This is a genomic window from Corallincola spongiicola (assembly GCF_004284785.1).
In the GTDB taxonomy this organism is placed as follows: domain Bacteria; phylum Pseudomonadota; class Gammaproteobacteria; order Enterobacterales; family Neiellaceae; genus Corallincola; species Corallincola holothuriorum.
This window is the reverse complement of record NZ_SHLY01000003.1, coordinates 1-19387: the sequence shown is the minus strand read 5'-3', so window position 1 is coordinate 19387 and position 19387 is coordinate 1. Positions and strand designations below refer to the sequence as shown.

14 protein-coding genes, 1 rRNA gene and 1 riboswitch are annotated in these 19387 nt (G+C 50.2%); of the genes, 4 read left to right on the top strand and 11 right to left on the bottom strand.

The window, feature by feature from the left end; all coding sequences use genetic code 11:
• Positions 1-18: 18 nt before the first annotated feature.
• The 8 genes from thiS to imuA form a co-directional block, all read right to left on the bottom strand.
• A complete protein-coding gene (gene thiS, locus EXY25_RS10445; protein WP_130566726.1) occupies positions 19-222 on the bottom strand; it encodes a sulfur carrier protein ThiS in 204 nt (67 codons plus the stop codon).
• The gene (thiE, locus tag EXY25_RS10440; protein ID WP_130566725.1) at positions 219-1829 is read right to left on the bottom strand and encodes a thiamine phosphate synthase; all 1611 of its coding nucleotides are present in this window, start codon (positions 1827-1829) and stop codon (positions 219-221) included. The genes thiS and thiE overlap by 4 nt, the downstream gene beginning before the upstream one ends.
• Positions 1826-3823 (bottom strand): phosphomethylpyrimidine synthase ThiC, encoded by a 1998-nt coding sequence (thiC, locus tag EXY25_RS10435; RefSeq protein ID WP_130566724.1) that lies wholly within the window; start codon positions 3821-3823, stop codon positions 1826-1828. Before thiC ends, thiE begins: the two co-directional genes overlap by 4 nt.
• Positions 3824-3942: 119 nt before the next feature.
• Positions 3943-4058, bottom strand: a riboswitch (TPP riboswitch).
• An 81-nt stretch (positions 4059-4139) separates the two neighbouring features.
• A complete protein-coding gene (locus tag EXY25_RS18765) occupies positions 4140-4301 on the bottom strand; it encodes a hypothetical protein (RefSeq protein ID WP_158537974.1) in 162 nt (53 codons plus the stop codon).
• A 408-nt stretch (positions 4302-4709) separates the two neighbouring features.
• Positions 4710-5297, bottom strand: coding sequence for a DUF4202 domain-containing protein (locus tag EXY25_RS10430; protein ID WP_130566723.1), 588 nt, complete (start codon positions 5295-5297; stop codon positions 4710-4712).
• Positions 5298-5349: 52 nt separating this feature from the next.
• On the bottom strand, positions 5350-8457 hold the full coding sequence (locus EXY25_RS10425; RefSeq protein WP_130566722.1) for an error-prone DNA polymerase: 3108 nt from the start codon (positions 8455-8457) through the stop codon (positions 5350-5352).
• 18 nt (positions 8458-8475) lie between these two features.
• The gene (locus EXY25_RS10420) at positions 8476-9924 is read right to left on the bottom strand and encodes a Y-family DNA polymerase (RefSeq protein ID WP_130566721.1); all 1449 of its coding nucleotides are present in this window, start codon (positions 9922-9924) and stop codon (positions 8476-8478) included.
• A gap of 2 nt (positions 9925-9926) precedes the next feature.
• Complete coding sequence (gene imuA, locus EXY25_RS10415; RefSeq protein ID WP_114337403.1) at positions 9927-10631, bottom strand: translesion DNA synthesis-associated protein ImuA; 705 nt, start codon at positions 10629-10631, stop codon at positions 9927-9929.
• 257 nt (positions 10632-10888) lie between these two features.
• Between imuA and EXY25_RS10410 the strand changes: the two genes are divergently transcribed.
• Positions 10889-12352 carry a multiheme c-type cytochrome gene (locus EXY25_RS10410; RefSeq protein ID WP_130566720.1) on the top strand — a complete coding sequence of 488 codons (1464 nt, stop codon included), beginning with the start codon at positions 10889-10891 and terminating at the stop codon, positions 12350-12352.
• 70 nt (positions 12353-12422) lie between these two features.
• Entirely contained in the window at positions 12423-12992 is a 570-nt protein-coding gene (locus EXY25_RS10405) for a NapC/NirT family cytochrome c (RefSeq protein WP_130566719.1), read from the top strand.
• Positions 12993-13063: 71 nt separating this feature from the next.
• Here the strand turns inward: EXY25_RS10405 and tpx are convergent, their stop codons facing one another.
• Together tpx and nhaD are read right to left on the bottom strand one after the other, a co-directional pair.
• The gene (gene tpx, locus EXY25_RS10400) at positions 13064-13645 is read right to left on the bottom strand and encodes a thiol peroxidase (protein WP_130566718.1); all 582 of its coding nucleotides are present in this window, start codon (positions 13643-13645) and stop codon (positions 13064-13066) included.
• Positions 13646-14315: 670 nt separating this feature from the next.
• Positions 14316-15692, bottom strand: coding sequence for a sodium:proton antiporter NhaD (nhaD, locus tag EXY25_RS10395; protein ID WP_130566717.1), 1377 nt, complete (start codon positions 15690-15692; stop codon positions 14316-14318).
• A gap of 301 nt (positions 15693-15993) precedes the next feature.
• Here nhaD and EXY25_RS10390 point away from each other — a divergent pair, with 301 nt between their 5' ends.
• Together EXY25_RS10390 and EXY25_RS10385 are read left to right on the top strand one after the other, a co-directional pair.
• On the top strand, positions 15994-16965 hold the full coding sequence (locus tag EXY25_RS10390; RefSeq protein ID WP_165419327.1) for a PEP-CTERM sorting domain-containing protein: 972 nt from the start codon (positions 15994-15996) through the stop codon (positions 16963-16965).
• Between the two features lie 89 nt (positions 16966-17054).
• A complete protein-coding gene (locus tag EXY25_RS10385; protein ID WP_165419326.1) occupies positions 17055-18971 on the top strand; it encodes a tetratricopeptide repeat protein in 1917 nt (638 codons plus the stop codon).
• A 344-nt stretch (positions 18972-19315) separates the two neighbouring features.
• Here EXY25_RS10385 and rrf read toward each other — a convergent pair.
• Positions 19316-19387, bottom strand: a 5S ribosomal RNA gene (rrf, locus tag EXY25_RS19005); the annotation flags it as partial.

Sequence of the window (19387 nt, the reverse complement as noted above, 5' to 3'; positions counted from 1 at the left end):
GTAATCTCACTGTTCAATTTAGCCACCGGCGATCGCCTTAAATAGCTGCAACTCTTCATCGCCAACCAACTCATGCAGATGCCACTGCGCCCTTGGTAATACCTGTTGATTGACTGCAATCGCCACCCCAAGGGTGTCGACTTCAGTTAACCGCAGCAGATCGGCGACGGTCGAGCTGACAGGGCAGTCCACCGCCTCACCGTTTACTTTTACAGTGATCATAAGCAGGCTCCTGCCACTCTATTTGTCTCAGCAACAGCCACAGGATCACCGGCAATATGCTGTAATTTCGCAATCATCGATTCCGCCGCAGTGGCTTTAGTGATCGCACTGACTACCGCGAAGCTCCCCACCCCAGTGTTCATCACTGCGCTGGCGCGTTCGGCATCAATGCCGCCAATGGCCACCAGCGGCGTATTGGGTAGCAGTTGCACCTGCTGCGCCAGGCGAAATAGCCCCTGAGGCTGAGAAGGCATCTGCTTGGTTTGGGTGGCAAAGATATGGCCAAGCGCCAAGTAGCTAGGTCGCAACTGGGCAGCACGTAGCAGCTCATAGATACCATGGGTACTGATGCCCAAACGCAATCCAGCGCGCTTAATGGCTGCCAGATCGGCGGTTTGTAGATCTTCCTGTCCCAGATGAACACCATAGGCACCCAACTCGATAGCCAACTGCCAGTGATCATTAATAAACAGACGCGCTTGATATTGATGCCCAAGAGCCACCGCTGCCGCTATCTGCTGGCGCAGATCTGGCGACTGAGGATCCTTAATCCGCAGCTGCAATGTCTTAACGCCCGCCGCGAGCAAACGCGCAAGCCAAGCAACAGAATCGACCACCGGATATAAACCCAAACGTTGCGGGCAAGGTGCAAAAGGTACTGGCGAAACCAGCTCATCCGACGCTGTTAACTCAGCCAGCGATGCACCAACTCGCGGCAACATAACGCTATCCGTTGGCCATCCCAAATGCTTTACAGGGCCGGCGCCAGCACCCACTGACACTGCCGCAGCTAAGCCCTGCTGCAGATAACCACGGGCAAACACCAGGGCATCTTCTAATGCATACCCTTGCGCCCAGATCGCCGCGATGGCGCTAGCCAAACTACACCCCGTACCATGGCCATGGGCGGTGTCCAAACGTGGCGCTGAAAGATAGCGCTGACTGTCTCCATTGCTCCAATAATCCAAACAGTGATCAGCCAGCAGTTGATAATGCCCACCTTTGAGCAAGACCGACCCGACGCCCAGCGCCAGTAGTTGCTTGATCACGGGTTCAGGTAGCAAATCATCTTGCAATGCCATACCCGCTAACTGTGCGGCCTCCATGGCGTTCGGCGTGAGTAGATCGATCCAAGGTAGCAAGTGTTTAGTAACCGCAGCCAAGGTGGACTCAGCAACTAAGTTGTCTCCGCTACTCGCCACCGCAACGGGATCATAGATCACCAGCGGTACGCGATGCCCTGTTTGCTCCGATGTTTGTTTTAACTGCTGCAGCCATTGGCTGACCATGACCACTTGTGACACCGTGGCCAACAAGCCGATCTTGATGATCCGCGGTGGCAGATCCGCAAGCAACACATCCAGCTGAGATTGCAGTACCAGATCAGACACTGGATTAACCTGAGAAACAGCCACCGAGTTCTGCGCCGTCACAGCGGTGACCACAGTACAACCATGGGCACCTAAGCCATTAATCGCCTGCAGATCCGCTTGAATACCGGCTCCCGCACTACAATCCGAACCACCAATAGCCCAAACGATGGCAGAGGCTTGGCCTTCTCCACCACCGGCAACCAGCTCACCACCACAGGTATAAGGGGTGATCATTCGCTGACTTTCTCCCCTTCTGCAGCGGCAACGTCGGTCGGCGCTTTGTAGAGTTCGCTGCCTTGCTGGCGGAAGGTTTCAGACATCTTCGCCATCCCTTGCTCGGCTCCTTCGACACTGTCCACTGCCACCGTAATAGTTTCATCCAGCAGCTTAATGCTGATCTGCTCCTGCTTGGCGGCAAATTCACGCACCTCTTGAGAGATCTTCATCGAGCAGAATTTCGGCCCACACATGGAACAGAAGTGCGCCAGCTTGCCCGACTGCTGGGGGATTGTTTCATCGTGATAAGCACGGGCGGTATCGGGGTCAAGGGAGAGATTAAATTGATCTTCCCAGCGGAACTCAAAACGTGCTTTGGAGAGCGCGTTGTCCCGTACTTGAGCACCGGGATGGCCTTTGGCTAAATCGGCCGCATGGGCAGCGATCTTGTAAGTGATCAACCCCTCTTTCACGTCGGCTTTATTTGGCAAGCCAAGGTGCTCTTTTGGCGTTACGTAACACAACATAGCGCAGCCGTACCAACCGATCTGCGCGGCACCAATACCTGATGTGATGTGATCATAACCGGGCGCAATATCTGTGGTCAGCGGCCCCAACGTATAGAAAGGCGCTTCATGGCAGGCGGAGAGCTGCTTATCCATGTTCTCCTTGATCAACTGCATCGGCACATGACCAGGACCTTCGATCATCACCTGCACATCATATTCCCAAGCGATTTTGGTCAGCTCACCCAAGGTATATAGTTCACTGAATTGTGCCTGATCGTTAGCATCCGCGACCGAGCCTGGACGCAAGCCATCACCCAGGCTGAGGGAAACGTCATAGGCAGCACAGATTTCGCAAATATCGCGGAAGTGGCTATAGAGGAAGTTTTCCTGATGGTGAGACAAGCACCATTTCGCCATGATTGAACCACCACGGGAAACGATACCTGTCATCCGCTTCGCCGTCATCGGCACATAGGCCAGCAACACGCCGGCATGAATGGTGAAGTAATCAACGCCCTGTTCACACTGCTCAATCAAGGTGTCACGGAATACATCCCAAGTGAGATCTTCCGCCACCCCTTTCACTTTTTCCAGCGCCTGATAGATAGGTACGGTGCCAATCGGCACCGGGCTATTACGAATGATCCACTCACGGGTTTCGTGAATATAGCGACCCGTTGACAGGTCCATCACAGTGTCGGCGCCCCAGCGGGTTGACCACACCAGCTTTTCTACCTCTTCCTCAATCGAAGAGGTCACCGCCGAGTTACCGATATTGGCATTCACTTTGACCAAAAAATTACGGCCAATAATCATCGGCTCCGACTCTGGGTGATTGATATTGGCTGGAATAATCGCCCGCCCTTCAGCCACTTCGTTACGAACAAATTCCGCTGTTATCTGCTTTGGTAAATTCGCACCGAATGCCTCGCCCGGATGTTGCACAGCCAGCTCCGCAGCCACTTCAGCCCGGCCCATATTTTCACGCAACGCAATGTATTCCATCTCTGGGGTGATCACGCCTGCGCGGGCGTAATGCATTTGGGTGACGCAACGTCCCGCCAAAGCTCTTTTCGGCTTAGGCAGATGCTCAAAACGGATATGGTCTAAGCCTTCGTCGGCAAGACGCTGCTGGGCAAACAGTGAGCTGGCACCAGCGAGCGCTTCAGTGTCATTGCGCGCTTCAATCCATTGTTGACGCAAGCGCGGTAAACCGCGTTGCAGGTCGATGCTGGCATCAGCTTCTGTGTAGTAGCCTGAGGTATCATAAACGCGGATCGGCGCGTTATCTTCAAATTCAGGCTGCGCTTTTGTGCCACCAACTAAGGTTGGCGACAACGAAATTTCACGCATCCCCACTTTCACGCCAGGTAATTCACCCTGCACAAAAACTTTATGCGAATTAGGAAAAGAGAGATCTGCCAAATTGGCAAAAAATGCTTGCGCGGCGGCACGGGCGTCGCGCCGTGGATTGCTTTCTGAAACAGTCGTGGTTTGTGTCATTGTGGCCTCACGTTAATCCGTAGTAACAGTTAACGCCGGCGCACCGATAGATGAGTGGTTCAGTAGGATTAAGGGCTATGGCTTCTGCTAGGTATCGCAGCTGTTTGCGATAGACAACAGGGACACGCCCTCTTGTTTCCCTTCGCAGGCATTAACCTGATCAGGTTCAACGGATCCCGCTTTCGCGATCTCAGCCTATCTACCCAAAGGTAGCTCGGCACTCCGACAAGATATTGGCAACGAGTATAGGGGAAATAGAAAGGGCCGCACAAGTGCGACCCTTTAAAAACTAGTGCAAGAGATAAAGCCCTGAACTTCAGGCAGCGTAACTCTCTTCATTTGTGGCCTGAGGGCTGCTTTCGTCAGCGATCAGAACGAGTTGCTTTAGGTGATCAAAAATATCCACCATCACAGTGCGATCCGTCGCCAGTTGTTTTCGCAGCGCTTCCACTTCTGCTGCGGTCATGGCTTTATCCATTACAATCTCCAACTGGGTTATTTAAAATTGGTTATAAATTGGTCTGCGCTAAGAGTAGTAATCACTAAAAAATACGGTCTGATCTAGCGCAACAAATTCTCAATTAGCTATTTATTCGTCATTTAATGATGCAATTTTAGTCAATTGTTTACGTTTTGTTAAATTTTTTAGCGAAAAAAAGTAACTTTTTTATAACACTCGGTTTTACAAAGATTTTTCTGCACTGAAAATAGTTTTATGACAACAAAGCGAAGCCAGTACGCTCAAATACGGGATAATTTGCGACCCAGATCACACCTACAAAATGGCAATAGTCCAAACCGTTGGAAATTTACTCAAAAAAAGAGAGCAACAATTTGCTCTCTTACTTTGAAATCACACGAAATGTTAACAATTTCATTTACATATTTAGCTCAACGCGCGCTTAACCAGTGCCAACATGGCTTCAGGTAAATCAAGTTGCAACGCTGCGGCATGACCCGCCTCAGACATCTTTGCCCAAGTCTTACGAATAATGCCTAACATCTTCTCTTCCGTATGCTTGGCTGCAAAGTCAGCGAAGTAATACTCCAGAAAAACCAGACAGATAACATCTTCTAAGGTCTGGCATTCAGCATCACGCTTAATTTTCTCTTTGCGCAGCAGTTGTTGGGTACGTACCGCATCGTCTTCGCTGTAGCCTTGCTCACGCATTAATTCCGCAGCCAAGTCTGCGTGCATTTTGCCCAAATCGGTACGCCACTGATGATAACCCTGACGATCCATCGGATAATCGCTGCGTGGGATCGCCCACCGCTTAATATGCTGCGCACGAGCCGCGATCTGCAGATGCTCACTGGCACCCGGCGCAAACTGTGCCAACCGCTCACTCATCCGTTGCCCATATAACAGCTCTTTTGGCACTTCGACCTCATGACAAAATTCCATATTGGGGTCTTGGCTATTCACCTGATCGATAGCCTCTAAAGTCAGATCTAAAGCCGAATCATTGTCCATGGGTCATCCTTCGTTATCTTTGTCTCAGGTTTAAATTAGCAGAATTAGAGAGTTAGCAGAAATCCCGCGACTTTAATCGCAGCGCGTGTAACTCATCGCTCCGATCCGTCAGTTTACCAGCAATCAGGTGCACTACCTCCCCTTGCTGATCTAACACGCCCCTGACTTCCAACAATCGGGCAGTCAAATAGGGCTGTTTTTGTGCCCGCGCCGTTGCCTGCCACACCACCACATTGGCATTCCCGGTTTCATCTTCCAGAGTAATAAAGGTCACTCCCGAGGCGGTACCAGGGCGCTGTCGTCCCGTCACCAGTCCCACCACGGTAACTAACGCGCCATGGCGCATGGTGCTGAGCTCTGCGGCCGTCTGACAACGATACAGAGCCCCTTGTTGCCGTAACATGGCCAAAGGATGGCGCTCCAGCGACAAGCCCATTGCAGCGTAATCGGCGAAGAGTGCTGCCGACTCTGTCGGCGCCGCCAACTCAATACCACCATCATCGATCCTCGCCGCAAGTAGCGGTGTTGCCTGCTCGGCACCGGACAGCAGCCAGCGCGTTTGATAGCGGTGCCCGCCTAAAGAGCGAAAAGCACCGGCCGCCGCCAGCGCTTCCATTTGGTCTTTAGCTATGCTGCGTTTGCTTGCAATTCGCTGCTGAAAGTCAGCCATATCAGCGAATCCCTGCGCTGGGCGCTGGGCAACCAATAGCGCAGCCGTGGCGTAAGACAAACCTTTCACTAGGCGTAACCCCAAACGCAACCTCGGACTTGGCTGGGAGGTCTCTGCAGCCCCCTCTTTCCGCTGTTCGTTCTGCAGCTTATGATCCCAATCGCTATAACAGATATCCACAGGCAATACGCCGATGCCGTGGCGTTTCAGATCCTGTACCAACTGGTCAGGGCTATAAAATCCCATCGGCTGGCTATTTAGCAGCGCACAACAAAAAGCGGCCGGATAGTGGCATTTAAGCCAAGCCGACACATAAGCCAGCAGCGCAAAACTCGCTGAATGGGACTCAGGGAATCCATACTCACCAAAGCCACGGATCTGACGAAATACCTGCACTGCAAACGCTTCGTCATAACCATTGTCAGCCATGCCCCGCAAAAATTTTTTTTCAAACAGATCCAGTTGGCCGCTCTTCTTCCAACTCGCCATCGCCCGCCGTAACTGATCCGCTTCGCCAGCACTAAAGCCCGCTGCCACCATCGCCAATTTGATCACCTGTTCCTGAAACAGGGGAACGCCAAGGGTACGAGACAGCACCGCCTCTAGCGCTGCATTTGGATATGCCACCGGTTCCAAACCCTGCCGCCGACGTAAATAAGGATGCACCATGTCCCCTTGGATCGGCCCAGGTCGGACGATGGCGATCTGTACTACCAGATCGTAGTAGCAGCGAGGTTTTAATCTAGGCAGCATATTCGACTGAGCACGGGATTCGATCTGAAACACGCCGACAGTATCGGCGCGGCACAGCATCTCATACACCTCAGGCTGCTCCCACACCACCTGCGCCATCCCCATCGGTTGTCCGCTCTGTTGCTGGATCAATGCAAAGCATTTACGAATGGCGGTTAGCATGCCCAATGCCAGCACATCCACTTTCAGCAAACCAAGATCTTCCAAATCATCTTTGTCCCACTGGATCACGGTACGCTCTGCCATCGCGGCATTTTCGATCGGTACCAGTTGATGTAGCGGACCAGCGGAGATAATAAAGCCACCGACATGCTGTGATAGATGACGGGGAAAGCCGATCAACTCGTTAACCCACTGGATCAACAACTGACCCATCGGCAGATCCGCCACCCCCAGCGCCACCAGTTGTTGCTGCCAGCTCTGCTCACGGTCACGGCGATCCACTTGGTGTAGCCAGTATTCCAGCAGGCTCTGTTCAATCCCCAGTGCTTTACCGACATCCCGCAGCGCACTCTTGAAACGATAACAGATCACCGTCGCTGCCAAGGCCGCTCGATCTCGCCCATATTTTTGATAGATGTATTGGATCACCTCTTCACGGCGTTCATGCTCAAAATCAACATCAATATCCGGCGGCTCATTGCGCTCTTTCGAAATAAAGCGCTCAAACAATAGCTCCACCTTGGTGGGATCAACTTCAGTGATCCCCAAGCAGTAACACACCGCAGAGTTTGCCGCAGAGCCCCTACCCTGATGTAGGATCTGCCGGGACTTGGCAAAACGCACGATGTCGTAAATGGTCAGGAAAAAGTATTCGTAATTCAGCTCGGCGATCAGCCCTAACTCTTTGTCCAGCAAGACTTTCACTTTGACAGGGGTACCTTGGGGAAAGCGCCATTGTTCTCCCTTAGCCACTAACTGCGCCAAATAGCGACTCGCAGTCAGCCCTTCAGGCACAAGCTCCGCGGGGTATTCATAGCGCAATTCATCAAGGGAAAACTGACAAAGATCGGCGATCTTGACGCTATTTCGCAACATATCTGCGGAGAATAGCTTTTCTAGCACCGGCAGCGGACGCAATACATGTTCAGCATTTTGCCGTAACGCCGCCGCTACCTGAGTCAGCGGTTGGCGATAACGAATGGCGGTCAATAGATCTTGTATCGGTTGCCGTTCACGGCAATGCATATAGACACAGCCAGCAGCCACGACAGGTAGTTGATAATCCCTGCTCCAGCGCATCAGCTGCTGACGTTGCTGCTTATCATCATGTTGCAGTAAGCGATGATGCAACAACCATAAACGCTGCTGAAACTGTTCGCCTAACATAGCGGCGATGGCCTGAAAACGCTCAGCATCTTGCGGCCACCACAACAGTAGGCAGTGGCCAAGTGAGTTCAACAGATCCTCGACGGACACACGATAGCTACCTTTGCTGCAGCGCCGTCGAGCCAGTGTAATCAAACCACATAGCTCGCCATACCCCTGTCGGCTAGGTGCCAGCACCACGCACTGCTCACCACACTCCAGCCGAAACTCACTGCCCAGCAACAGCTTGATACCATGCTGTTTCGCTGCCACATGAGCTTTGACCACCCCCGCCATCGAACACTCGTCAGTTAATGCTAATGCTTGATAGCCCAAGGCTGCCGCTTGTGCCACCAACTCTTCGGGATAGGAAGCGCCACGTAAAAAACTGTAGTGACTAAGGCAATGCAACTCAGCATATTCAATCATGCAGATCCACCTTCAGCATCAGCCAAACCACCCGTGAAGAAACCACTCACCACTGGCATCTTTAAAGATCCAACACAGTGCGCCCTGCTGATCCCGCGCCAAATAGTAGTCCCGTATCACCTCATCACCGCAGGCACTCTGCCACCAGCCGGAACAGATCCGTTCCGGGCCATCCAGAATAGTGATATCAGGTTTACTTAATCGACATGGGACAGGCAGCAACCAACTCGGTCGACGCGATGAACTCGCCACCGGTGAAGCTGACATCACAGGATCTGCCGAGGTGCCGGGCGGCACAGACTTCCAGCTTCGTTCTGGGCGATGATCACCGGTCACCGTCATGCCATAAACAGCACCTTCCCCTAACTTACTCTGCAAACGCCCCAGCAGCTGGCCTTGAGTTAACCCTTCCCCCTGCCGCTGCTGTAGTAGATCAGTTGTCGCTGATGTGATTGCAACCAGCTGCTCACAACAAAGTGATAACCCCAACACTGGCGCGGGTAGATGCTGCTTTTCTAACTGCAGTTGCGCCAGCTGCCACCACTGCCTAAATCCCGTCTCTGGCGAGGAAGATCGCAATACGATAGAGGTTGCAGCAATATCTCGATGGCTAAGAGTGAGCTGGCATTCTGTGGTTGCCAGTTGCCGCTGACGAAGGTAATCCGTTAACCCCTGCAACAAACGGCGCAGGGGGAAAAGTAAACCGTGAAGGTGGTAAATTTCAGCGACCAGCGGTTGCGATAACTCAAATCGTGGCGGTGCTGAAAACACCTTAAACGAGGGCATTAAACGGCCCTGCAGTTCAAGGATCCAACAGAGCAAAGGCGCGCCCAAGCGACGTCGGATCTCCGCCACTGGCAGCGCTAGCAGTTGTGATAATGTTTGCAGTCCTAAGCCCGATAATCCTTGCTGCTGCAAAGGGGTAAAAGGCAAGCTCTCGACGGCAAGATCACCGAGACGTTTAGCTGTTTTTTTAGCATCAAGTGATGACCAGTTAGCGCCTGCCTGCGCCAAGGTGATCGCTGCCCGCGGTGTCTTAGCGATAGCGTACTGCCAACTAAGATCTTGGGTTAATAAGCTACGCTTTAACTGACCAAGATAACCCTCTACGCCGCCAAACAGACGCAACATACTGCCCACTTCCAGCAGTAAGCTGTGGGGCGGAAATAACAGAATGCGGGAAGCAAAATCCCCCGCCCATAGCGCCATGGCATGCAATGCTGTGGCTGACAATTGTGCAACATCGCCCTCAACCAGCTGATCTTCAGCTAATAAAGTGATGTCATCGGTCAATGCCAACAAGGTCGCCAGAGACATACCTGGCCGTACCCCCAACACCACAGCTTGCTGATTGCTCTGCAGTACCCGTTGCTGCCGATCCAACAAGACCACAACACCAGACGTCTCATGACTACGACAGCACCAATCAAGCGCTAAGCGGGGAAAATCTAACGCTAACCAGAGCATGCTTACGCCCGCCAAGGGCCGACAATGACACTGTCAGTCTCTGCTGCCGGTAAACTGAACTTGTCAGCCAGCGAAAGTGGAAAAGGCGATAACGGCCACCCACCACGACGTTTAAACAGCTCTACTAGCAACTGGCTATTACTATGACTTTCTAACCATAGACGGGTAGGCGCTGGCGAGCTGAGATCTCTGACCGCTTGCTGCCTGATCCATTGGGGACGAAAAAGAAACAACGGGGTTTGCCCACGCTCCGCCGCCAACTGTAAACGGCGCAACTGGGACGTTTGGGGCTGTTGAGCAGGATCGAGTAACCAGAGCAGCACCACACTACATGCCCCGGAGCTCAACGCTTGCTCTGCGCTCCAGAGCTGCGCCGACATATCTTCAACCCCAGCAATCACCAGTTGCTGCTCCACAGGCAAGCAAGCCTGCAGCAACCCTGGCGCATAAGGCACCATAGGCGGAGCGATCCACAACTGGAATTTGTCCACGGATGCCAGCGCTGCCATTGCCGGCAGCAGCAACTGTACTTCGCCGATGCCGAGTCGCGGCAACAGCAGCTCCGTTACTTCCTGACGTCGCCACCCACCATCGAGCGCCTTGTCTAAGACCGCATAACCAGTGGCGAGTGATTCACAAGACGAAACACGTGGCGCGGCGCCCTGCCATAGCAAGCCAGAGTCAAAAAGTGGATCCAATAATGGCATAATCACCTTAAAATATACTGTATATGCATACAGTATATTTTAAGGTGATTGATTCGGCAAATAGCTGCTGGCGGAGGAAAATTGATCTATTACAACTGCACTCATCATTTAAACCCATACAAAGTGAGCTGATTAACATTTATCCAAAATCCATATTTAATATATGGATTTATTGTCTACTATTTGTTCACTTACATATCTGTCGGATACAGATGTTGTTGCCCAACCATCACGGATGCCGAGACGGACAGCAGATCATGAAAAACGGACGAATAGCACTACAGACCACCTTCTTTGCCACGCTGATATTGCTTACCTGCAGCGCCCTCTTTAGCCTGGCTTACGCCGCCCCCAAAGCACAGATGCTGAAACCTTTTGCGTCGCTCAGTGACGAAAGCAAGCAGTGTGCTGCCTGCCATAAAGAGCAAAACCCCGCCCTGTACCAGCAATGGGGGCGATCTAAGCATTATGGTGCCAATATTGGATGTTTTGAGTGTCACCAAGCCGATCCCAATGATGCTGACGCCATCAAGCATGAAGGGTTTGATATTGCAGTGATTGTATCGCCAAAAGATTGCGGGCAGTGCCACAACAAGGAAGTCGAAGAGTTTGCCGCCAGTCATCATGCCAAAGCGGGACAGATCATTGGCTCACTGGATAACTTTCTCGCCGAGGCGGTGGAGGGACAGTTGAGCTTTAACGGCCAATCCCCCGCAGCAGTCAGCGGTTGTTGGCAATGTCACGGTGCCGAAGTCAAAGTATTAGCTAACGGCGACCTTGATCCAACCACCTGGCCCAACACAGGTATTGGCAGACTCAATCCTGATGGCTCAGTTGGTGCTTGTAGCGCCTGCCACCAGCGTCACGAGTTCTCCATGGTTCAGGCCCGTCGCCCTGAAGCCTGCGGAAAGTGTCACCTAGGGCCAGACCATCCGCAAAAAGAGATCTACGAAGAATCCAAGCACGGTATTAATTTCTTTGCCAACGTTGAGCATATGAATCTGGGTTCAGCGAAATGGATAGTTGGCGAAGATTATGATGCAGCCCCCACATGTGCCACTTGCCATATGTCAGCCACTCGCGAGCTACCTTTAACTCATGACGTCGGCGCTCGTATTAGTTGGACATTACGTCCTGCAATTTCGGAAAAAGTCGACGCGAAAGCGATTGCTCAAGGCAAGCAAGTGAAGCCTTGGGAAGAGCGCCGTGCTGATATGAAGAACGTGTGTAGTGCCTGCCACACCAGTGGCTGGATCGAGAACTTCTATACTCAGTTCGATAATTTAGTGGTGCTGTATAACGAGAAGTTCGCCCGTCCGGGTAAATCTATGATGGATCTGCTGACGAAGAATGAGATGTTAACCGAAGTCCAATTCGATGAAGAGATTGAGTGGACCTGGTTCTACCTCTGGCACCATGAAGGTCGCCGCGCTCGCCATGGTGCAGCAATGATGGCACCTGATTACGTGCAGTGGCACGGCATGTTTGAAGTGGCTGAACGCTTCTACGTTGAGATGGTACCTCAATACCTGGAAGTGGTAGAGAAAGCAGAGCATGCAGGCAAGAAAGAACAAGCAGCAGAAGCGCGAAAACTGCTCGACGAGATCTTATCCAGACCTGAACACGCTTGGTTCTCGGGTAAAGAGCCTGCAGATATCAAACAAAAGCGCCAAGAAGCACAGAAGGCTTTTAAACAGCGCTACCAAAGCGAGAGCAAATAAGTAGCACCTAGCATTGCGGATCAGCTTGAATGAAAGCTGATCCGCTTTTTACCTATCAGCAAGGATTTTTATGAACCAGCATAGAAAGCCCAGCCGATTATGGAAGCAAACCCGCAGCCGTTGGCTATTAGGGATCCCTATCGGTGGTTTCATCGCGTTGGTGTTAGGTGCTTTGGGCGTGGTGACCTTTCACGGTGTGATGGACTTCACCAACACGAATGAGTTCTGTTATGGCTGCCATATTGGCCGGGATACCATTGTCGAGGAGTATCAGGCCTCGGTACATTTCAACAATCGCTCAGGTGTCATTGCCACATGCGCCGATTGCCATGTGCCAAAACCCTTTGTCGACAAAATGATTGTCAAAGTCAAAGCCACCGCTGATATCTACTATCAGTTGATGGAAACTGTCACCCTAGAGAATTTTGAACAGGAGCGATTACGCTTAGCCGAGCACGTTTGGCGAGATATGACGGCCAGCAACAGCCGTGAATGCCGCAGTTGTCATACACCTGAAAGATGGGATAGCGAGGCCCAACCGATCCGCGTCAGAACCAATCACCAAAAGATGCTTAGCCAAAATATGAATTGTATCGATTGCCATCAAGGAGTGGCTCATAAACGGCCGGTAATTGAGTAGAAATCAGCGCAGCTGATACACCATAGCGCAACAAAAGGGGTCGATAACGACCCCTTTTGATTTTTGCAAAGCTAGTCCTGATGAAGCTTCTTAACCATCACCAGAGCGGCATCATAGTCAGGGTGTTCACTCACCTCTTTGACCAGCTCCTGATACTGTAGCTTGCCATCCTTATCAATAATTAAGATAGCACGCGCCAGCAAACCCCTATCCTTGATCAACAAACCGTACTGCTCACCAAAGTTGCGCCATACCGCATCGGACAGCACAGGCATTTTGTCGACATTTTCCACTTCACAAAAACGCTTCTGAGCGAATGGCAGGTCCGTAGACAGAGTGATTAAAATCACATCTGCCGGCAGCTTCGCCACCTCACTGTTAAAACGTTTGGTTTGCAAAGAACAAACACCGGTATCAATGCTCGGCACCACAGATAACAGCACAGTTTTGCCCTGGTAGTCACTCAGCAAGATCGGTGCAAACTTGCTATCTACGACTTTAAATTCTGGTGCAGGCTGCCCAACTTCCACACCGGAGCCTAACAGCACCAATGGCTGGCCACCTGCGGTGACCAAGCCCTCACGCTCAGTCAGCTCTGCCCAGGCAGAAAAAGATAAACAGACCGTCAGTATCATAAAGGGAAGTCGAAGCATTGTTTCTCTCTCAGTTAGTTAATTCTTGGCTTGTCTGCATACGCTAGCATAAGTAAACAGATCAATGGCAAGCATAACTAAATCCGCTAAACAGCTGAGTGGCAAGTTGTTGCGACAGCTATTAGGAGAGGGTTACGTAACAAAACGATCGCCGCTTATCACACAAAGTACTGGTGCCTAGAGGAGGTAAACTTGCAGCGGAATTGGTCGCAGGCTTGCCCTGCCCCCAGATAACTTTGAGGAATACACCAAGCGCTTGAATGAAGCAACTAAGCCATTGGTGAAGATAGATTTGCAGCACAAGCTCAGAGCAAAGCCGCTAGCGGCCTTACTCTTTTTTATCGGTTTAATCTATTTAGATTTAACAAATAATCACTAACATCAAGGCAACAACACCGCAAATAACAGCGGCAATATTAGCCAACGGGTAGCGCTTTTCTTCAGGGGTCAAATGGAAAAAAGTCATACATCACCTCTTACGTCAAACCACAAGAGGCATCCATGCAATGAAATAGATCGGCCTGTCCTTACCGTTCTGAACATAACGGCGCTTGCCGATCAGAATTTTATATTAACAAGCTTTTAACGTTCAGTGCCGCGAAGCGGATCACGGCATAACCACTAAATTTTTAGAGCCCTCACCAGCTATTAAGTTCCTGCTACACCGCACTCAACCATTAACCAGATAGTGGGTAGCCACCGCGGCTGCATAGCCAAGTAAGATTGCCCATGACCAACGCAGATGCCCTAAGAAACTATAATGGCCTTTCCCAATGCCCATTAACGCTACACCAGCAGCAGAGCCTATCGACATCACACTACCACCGATCCCCGCGCACAGGGTGATCAGTAGCCATTGGAAATCATTCATTTCAGGGTTCATCTGCAGGATCGCAAACATCACAGGAATATTGTCAATCACAGCAGAGATCAGGCCAGCAACAACATTGGCTGTGCCAGCGCCATAGCCGAGATAAAGTGCGTCAGAAACCCAAGCCAGATAACCGATGAAGCTAAGTGCCCCCAAACAATACATCACCCCAAAAAAGAACATTAAAGTGTCCCATTCCGCCTCAGGTAACTCTGAGAACAGGTTATGCTCACGATCGGGGTCTGATAGTGGCAGGCGGCGACTACGTAGAAATATGGCCAGCATCAAAATTGACAACCCGGTCATCATTCCTAGATAGGGCGGTAGCCCCAACAGCTGTTCAAAAACCACAGCCAGTACGATGGTGACAAGGAACAAACCACAATACATCCTGCCATGGCGTTTCAACACCACCTTCTCTCTGCTGATGGCGGGGGCGCCGCAAGGCAAAAACAGCGTCAAAATCACCGCTGGCAACAGGAAGCTCACCAGTGAGGGCAAAAAGATCTGCAAAAAACCAACAAACTCAATCTTGCCAGCCTGCCAAACCATTAAGGTGGTGATATCTCCAAACGGAGAAAATGCGCCGCCCGCATTGCAGGCAACAACAGTATTAATGCAGCCCAAAGAGGTAAACTTAGGTGAATCTTTTCCCACCGCTATCACCACGGAGCCGATCACCAAGGCCGTCGTTAAATTATCGGCCAGTGCCGACATAAAGAACGCAATACTACCGGTTAGCCAAAATAGACCTTTATAGCCATAACCTCGACTCACTAACCCACTTTTCAGTAGTTCGAACAGTCCACGCCCTTCAATCTGCTTGATATAGATTAGCGCCACCATAAGAAATAGAAAGAGTTCGGCAAATTCATCAAGGTTATTCGTTACCGCCAAACGGATCTCTGCATGGGGAACATCATGCTGATATGCGATCACGGCAGCTAACATCCACAACAATCCCGCACTGAAGATCATCGGCTTGCTTTTACTGATGCCAGTTTGCTGTTCAAAGAACACCAATAGATAGGCAGTGAAAAAGATCAACAACATCAGTAAGGCCAAAGGGCCGGACATCATGCTGTCCGCACCAACAAACGCAGAAAAATCACTGGCAAGAACAACACCAGCAAGCAAAACCATCACCGCACCTAACCAGCGCCAATAACGAAACATGTCGGGCTCCAAACAGTGTTAAATCTTTAGGTTACTGCCTCATAAAGCTAAGTACTTACTATTCCTGTAGGACCTATTAAAGCTATACCCAAGAGTTACAAAGCGATCGGTGTCTAATTATTTTACAGGACATATATATATAAGTTTTTGTTGTAACCCACCAGGGTGATTTTTAAGCAAAAATCTATCTGGCAAACATATTGCTTTGCTATCAATGACAGCGATGCATATGCCGTGTTATGCCGTCGCTAAAACACCAAGCTGTATATGGAAATTTGCAATATTATTAAGGAATCACACGATGAAAACCGCAAAGCAACTCCTAAAAGTGAGTGCTGTTGTTGCTTCTTTAGCTGTATCAGGGATGGCATCAGCTTCACTTACGACCTTTCAAACATTTACTGGTAATTATGGCGTATCGTCCGATGGTTGGGGCGGTACGAGCCAATCCGGCACTATTTCAGCCTCTGTCCCTGCAGGCGCTACAGTAGTTGCCGCATATCTCTATTCAGCAATGTATAGCTCCCCCACTGCAATGGCGGATGTCAAATTTGGTGACACAACCATCAACAACTGGGATCAAGAGTACGTTAATCCCATTCCACCATCACTGCCTAATTATTTCCGTACCGGTCGCAAAGATGTGACGGCACTGGTTAAACCGACAATCGATGGTGGCCCAGGCGGCGTTTATGACTTTAGCCTTCAGGAATCCGATAGCAGAACAGACGGTGAAGCATTGATCGTTGTTTATGAGATGGCGGGACTAGAGCTATCAACAGTTGCGATCTTGGATGGTGGCGCAGCACTAGACGGAGATACTACTCAGGTGAATTTCTCTGATCCGGTAGATACCACAGATCCCGCATTCTTTGCTGAAATGCGGCTCGGCATCAGCTTTAGCTGTTGTAACCAGAAGTCTAATGTCGATGTTAATGGTCAACTATTAACCAACAACGCAGGTAACTGGGATGATGGTGAAGTACAAGATAACGGCTCATTAATCACCATGGGTGGTTATGATGACGATCTGCTTAACCCTAATGATTATGGTGAAGATGACGAACGCTATAACTTAGTACCGTTCATTAACGATGGTGATTCCAATATTACCGTCGATACAGATAATCCATCCAATGATGACAACATCTTTGTTGCCTTATTCCACGTAAAAGGTGAAGCAACATTTACCCAAGATGTACCTGCGCCAGCACCATTAGCGCTATTGGGGTTATCACTGTGTGGTTTATTTGCACGTAGTCGCCGTAAGTAATTGCTGCGCTAAAACTGAGAGCGGCGGGGATCTTTCCCGCCGTTTTTTATTCTAGAATGTTAGTTCGGTTAAGCGTAAAGGAATTACAGATGAGCCGTTTACTACTAACGATGGCACGTGTAACAGTGCTCAGTGTAGGCCTGTGCAGTCTTGTTATTGCAGCCCCTATCAATCTGACAGAAACTAAATCTCAGCAATATTTGGAGCAGGCTTTTACCGGCGCCAATGAAATGGGGATGGTTGATTTAGGAACAGGCAAAGGCGTCAACGATCTTAGCTGGCTAAATCAAGTTGTCGCTGAAGGGCTTTACTCTCAAACCTCTAGAAACCAGATACTGACACTAATATCCAACCAAGATTATCTGGATGCAGAAACAGCTGCTCGCAAGTGGATTGCCGAGCGCCCAGCGGATCTGACCGGACACCAGTTATTTATCTTAGCTCTACTCGGGCAAGGTAAAGACCAAGCCCTAAGTGCTCACCTGATCGAGCTAAAGAAACTCGCACCAAACTTACATGACACTACCGCATTCTTGGCAGCGACAGGCTACGCAAAGAAACGGCAGTTTTATCAAGCTCTGGAGCTCCTTAACTCTCCACTAACTGGCAGTTCAGCACAAACCTTAAAAGGCCAAATCTTATTCCAACAAGGTCGAGTCGATGAGGCGACGAAAGCATTAAAGATCGCATTGACCACCAAACCCGATAACTTGGGCGCAACGGTGTTGGTCACCAAGTTAAGCTTAGCCACCAGTCAACTGCATGACGCCAAGCGGTATGCTCAAATTTGGCAGAAGCTTGCCCCCGAAGATGTTGGACCATCTATGGTACTCAGCGCGGTTGCGATGATAGATAACCAACCCAGTACCGCCAAGAAAGCCATTACAGAGACCCTCACTCGCCACCCCGAAAACTATGTCGCAATGCTCGACTTAGCATTGATAGCTTGGCGTGAAGGCGATCTAAAGACAGCTAATTCACAGCTAGAAAAGCTGAAGGCTGTAGATAGTCGTGAACCGTTACAGCTCGCTAGCCTGATGTTACTTAATTCTGATAACGAGAGTGATAAGAAAAAGTTAGCATCAACAGTAGCAAAGCTTATCGAAATAGATCCAAACGACCCAATGCACCAACTGTTACGGATTGCGGTGCAGGCGACGGTCTCAGAAACAGATCTGTTACCACTATCGAATCTTTATATCGATTTGAAAGATAAGTCGATCCGCCAACAAGTTGCCACAGCCACTAACGCTAGCTGGTCAAGTGTCGCCTATAGTTACTACCTGTACCGCCAAGGCTATTTTGCCATGCTCCTCGCGGACAAAACTAACAACCAAAATCCGCTATACCAAATCAACCTGGCGAGAGGCCATTGGAAGAGCGGTGATAGCGATAGCGCACAGCGCGCCTATCGCGCATTTCAAGATGCCAACCCTAAATGGGTTATTCCACTACTCGAAGTCGCGGATATTCAATATTTTCTCAATGGCGCAGATGCGGCACTAAGCGGCTATCGTCAAGCCCATTTAAAACGCCAAGATTGGCCAGAGTTAACTGTGAGGTTAGCGAATCTACTGTTTACCAGCGGAAAATTTGAAGACGCGCTAAGTTACTACCAAACACTCAGTAGTCAGTATCCCAAAAATGGCGTCTTCCTTGCCCAGATAGCCATGACGGAACTCGCATTAAAGCGTAACAACGAGGCACTAGTAAATGCCCAGAAAGCCCATACATTGCTGCCACAACACCCTGAAATAACCAAGGTCTTAGCACAATCGTTTTATAGCTTAAGGAACTGGGATAAGGCACAGCTTAACTACCTCGAGGCGCTAAAACAGGGCGTGCAACTGGAGTTAACAGATCTGCTCAATCTCGCGAAGAGCTTTGAAAAAAGCGGCAACAAGAAGCAAGAGATACGTTTTCTTGAGCGCACACTAAATCTCGGTGTCGATTTTCAACAGGCAAATGAAGTCAAACAAAGGCTCAAGGTTCTCAATGGTGCATAGCGCAAATTCCCCTTAGTTAATTTTACTCGCCAAGAACTGAAATCCAACAGTTAGAAGTTAATTACTGCAGTAAAAATATAGAAAGCTCGCATTTGTTGATGCGGGCTTTTTTTATCGTCTGACCGCTAGGTGAATGGATCTAATCTCTACCAAGAATGTTTGTGCGTTGGTCTGTATCTAGCCCTGATTGACGACTCTTTCAGCTTGATGACAACACTAAAGGGCCGTCGCTAAACGCACTGAAAACAAAAAAGCCCCTCGCTTGGGCGAAGGGCTTTACTGTTTTCAACGGTCTTAAACGCAAAAAGGCTACCCTATCGGGTAGCCTCTTCACTGTATTAGGTGTCTGGCGGTGACCTACTCTCACATGGGGAAGCCCCACACTACCATCGGCGCAATTGCGTTTCACTGCTGAG